This is a genomic window from Candidatus Cloacimonadota bacterium (assembly GCA_020532355.1).
Lineage (GTDB): Bacteria > Cloacimonadota > Cloacimonadia > Cloacimonadales > Cloacimonadaceae > UBA5456.
In genome coordinates this window covers 1-3,355 of record JAJBBD010000238.1, presented here as the reverse complement: position 1 = coordinate 3,355, position 3,355 = coordinate 1, and the positions used below count along the sequence as shown (strand labels likewise).

General features: G+C 42.4%; 5 protein-coding genes. All 5 read right to left on the bottom strand.

All coding sequences use genetic code 11. From position 1 onward, the window contains the following. Positions 1 to 342, bottom strand: a 342-nt coding sequence (locus LHW48_08220; GenBank protein ID MCB5260438.1) for a hypothetical protein, incomplete at its 3' end; no start/stop codon positions are given. A 174-nt stretch (positions 343 to 516) separates the two neighbouring features. Beyond that, a complete protein-coding gene (locus LHW48_08215) occupies positions 517 to 1,782 on the bottom strand; it encodes a LamG domain-containing protein (protein MCB5260437.1) in 1,266 nt (421 codons plus the stop codon). A 1-nt stretch (position 1,783) separates the two neighbouring features. Continuing rightward, the gene (locus LHW48_08210) at positions 1,784 to 2,353 is read right to left on the bottom strand and encodes a hypothetical protein (protein MCB5260436.1); all 570 of its coding nucleotides are present in this window, start codon (positions 2,351 to 2,353) and stop codon (positions 1,784 to 1,786) included. A 5-nt stretch (positions 2,354 to 2,358) separates the two neighbouring features. Further along, entirely contained in the window at positions 2,359 to 2,781 is a 423-nt protein-coding gene (locus tag LHW48_08205; GenBank protein MCB5260435.1) for a hypothetical protein, read from the bottom strand. A gap of 3 nt (positions 2,782 to 2,784) precedes the next feature. Continuing rightward, on the bottom strand, positions 2,785 to 3,355 hold a 571-nt coding region (tadA, locus tag LHW48_08200), incomplete at its 5' end, for a Flp pilus assembly complex ATPase component TadA (GenBank protein ID MCB5260434.1).

Genomic DNA, 3,355 nt, shown 5'->3' with positions numbered 1-3,355 from the left:
TTTCACATTGTTCATCAAAAAATCGTCTCCGGTCTCTTGTCCCAGCTTCTTTGCCCTGCCCAAAGACATTGTGATCACGCAGAGCGGAGTATTCACATCATGATCCAGCTTCGATATCTTTTGTAGTTCAGGGATCAACTTTTCTAGTTCATCTATTTTCTCCAGCTTAGTCTTGCATGAGTTTAAGGCTTCCCGCATAAAACGACTCTCGTTGCGGTACTTAAGAGATTGCTGACGACAGTAAAATATCACAACAGCCAGAATCAAGACAAGCGCAATCAGTACCCATGAGGTCAAAGAACCAGCGGACGCCAAAAGCACAAAGTTAGCCATTGAAAGCATCACGACCTTCCTTCTTGCCTTGATAGGCAGCATTGAACACTAGTAAAAATTATCTTTCGAGTAATCCTGTGCATAAGAGCGAGTCCTTTAGAGCATAAGATCGACGTATTGATCATATCTTTTACATCAATGATTTCAGTTGAACTACATAACATTATCATTCTCTCTTTCCAATCAGTCTCTTATATATTTTATAAGGGTAGAACTCATAACACCATTGTGCCAAGAATGCATCTCTGAACCTATCAAAGCACGATCATGCATACCAGCCTGGTCTATTACTCCACAAAAATACTGAAAGTCTGAACTGCTGAAGCTACCCCCACGCAGATCCCTTCTTCCAATGGACATGCCATATGAACTTGGGTATGCACGAACATTTTCTCCAACCTGTGTGCCAACTAGCACTCCATTCACAAAAGCTTTCAAGACTCCGTTATTATACGTTAAGCCATAAGATCCCCATGAATACTCATAGAAAGCAGGATTAAACAACGGAATACCTAACAGATGATAGAATACTTCTGCATATGGAGTAAAGGAGACAGCTATCTCCAACATCGTATTTTCATCATCATCTTGCGTTACTGCGAAGTGCAGTTTTTTATCGGATTTATTGTACCATATTCCTGCAGATGGTTTGTAGCGCAAGCTAGAGCTATATGGGTCACTCGGAATCCATATCAAAGTTCCCTGGCTGGGTGGTCCGGTATCAAGGAAGCCACCTTTCTTGTCAAACTTTGCAAATGCCAATAATGAAAATGAGTTATCCGTGTTTAAGCTATCCAAACCTGTGGAATCTGGTTGAGGAGCCACAGATATGTAATTATCGATTCCATTGAACTTTGTACAATACCTGCTGAATGCTCCACCCCAAGGTATTGTGGCAGAAATCAGAGAAAAACCCTCAGCAGTACCGCTGTAGTTGTTTCCGGAAGAATCGGGAAGATAGTTATTGCCTTCAAAAAGCCATGGAAATAGTATTAATCGTTCCATTTCAAGATACATGATGTTTGGTTTATCTGAGCCAAGATCCAAAAAGGGATAGTTAAAGGACATCTCTGCATTGCGTGATACTTCCTGACCCTGGAGAGATGCTGTGATATAGCTCATCACTTTGTAATGTGACCTGCTATTTACATAACTGTAGCGGAGACTGTCGATTCTGCAATTGCCGATTATAAAATCATCAAAGCTCTGAGTAAAAGTGAGTTCGTCGGCGAAGTTTTCTCCCTGTAGATAGGAATCCAGAAACTCTTGAGAACCAGCATTACGTATTGCATTTCTAAGAGCGAAATCACTTACATTCTCAGCTTCTTTGTTCAACTGATTCCTGATCAAAATTTCGGGAACTCCCCCAATAAACTTGTTTAGAGAAGTTAGAATACCCGCATATATTGTAGTCATCAGAATAACAAAGATTAGAGCAGCTCGACCCATCTTAAGCTCCCTGCAGGTAACTATTCATAAAGAAACACTTCAACTGGATGTTTGTGCGCAAGGGTTGATCCTGTCGCCATGGGCTATCTCGACGGAAAGTAAGCAGTATTTCTGCAGACATCACATTTGCGGGAGTAGTTGTTTGGTTATCATTCTTGTCATAGTAGTTGAAAGCCACATCCTCAATGTAGAGTATATATCCGAGAGGTTCAATCAAGGTTCCGTCCTGGTTAATCTCCAGTATGGATCCATGTTGAGTTGAATCACCAAGTTTAATATCGATCAGATGACGATCTTCAGATAGGGTATCAGATTCGCAGTTCCAGAAGGTTCTGAATACCAATCTTGATTCGTCCGCGATCACGCACACAGAATCTACTGGAACTCCTATCCCTGCCATAGCCATTATGTGATTCAGTTTGCTAGCTGCTGTGTCCATATGATCTATCATTGATCCGGTATAATGGATTCTTGCTGCTGTTTCTTGCATCTGAAGCTGAAATGTCATCATCATCAAGAAAAGAGTCGCAGCGATTATAACACTGCCCAGAACATCAAGTAAAACTCCCATAATAACTACATAAAAGTCTTGGTATACAGACGTTTCATCTTATAGGGATACCTCAATGCAGTCGGACCACTTACAGACACTTCAATTCTTTTGAACAGACTATTGGGATTTGGAGTCTCTAAATCCTGCCCCAGAGAATCGCAATCTGTTGCTACGCATGATACTGTAAATGTAACAGGTAGATGCGGATAAGATTGTGTATCTGTGAAATTGTAAGTATCCACAATATCAGTGAACTCTATTTGATTGGAAAAGAGCTTGGCGTCTGCCTCATCCAGGATTGAATGACATATCTGGGAAGCTTGAACTACCATTGTTGCATTATTGATATAATCTGTTTGCCTCCATATAGCTTGGTTGTATGTCAATGACAATGTAGTAAACAGCATTATTGCCATCAGTGCTAAAAACATTTCCATCATGCTCATATTCTAGTCCTCTGATGTTACAAAAAGAACTTCGGTGAGGTCGGTGAGGCCTTCCCGCATACGCTCCACCCCGCTGTCGCGCATGGAGAGCATACCGTGTTTTTCCGCGATCTTGCGGATGCGTTCTTCATCGATATCACTAATGGATTTTACTATTTCCTGGCGGATCTCGGGGTAGAAATACAGTGCCTCAGCTACGTTTATTCGACCTTTATAGCCGTTATGGCATTTTCGGCAACCCACGGGTTCATAGATCATCCCAGCTTCCAATTCTTCTTTGCTGATGCCCAATTGCATCGCGGCTTCCCAATGCTCTTTGGAAAGAGGTCTGCGGCAATGAACGCAGAGCTTGCGTACCAAACGCTGGGCGATGATGATGTTGATGGAATATGCCAGCAGGAAAGTCTCAATCCCCATTTTATACAAACGCGAAATTGCCGAAGGCGCATCGTTGGTGTGCAGAGTACTGAAGGTGAGGTGACCGGTATTGGCCAGCTTCACCGCTGTTTCCGCCGTAATCTTGTCGCGAATCTCACCCACCATCACGATGTCAGGGTCATGACGCAAAATGGAG

Bases quoted from the DNA above. Each gene is read 5' to 3' on its own strand.
- LHW48_08215 (MCB5260437.1), bottom strand. From the start codon at position 1,782: ATGGGTCGAGCTGCTCTAATCTTTGTTATTCTGATGACTACAATATAT.
- LHW48_08210 (MCB5260436.1), bottom strand. From the start codon at position 2,353: ATGGGAGTTTTACTTGATGTTCTGGGCAGTGTTATAATCGCTGCGACT.
- LHW48_08205 (MCB5260435.1), bottom strand. From the start codon at position 2,781: ATGAGCATGATGGAAATGTTTTTAGCACTGATGGCAATAATGCTGTTT.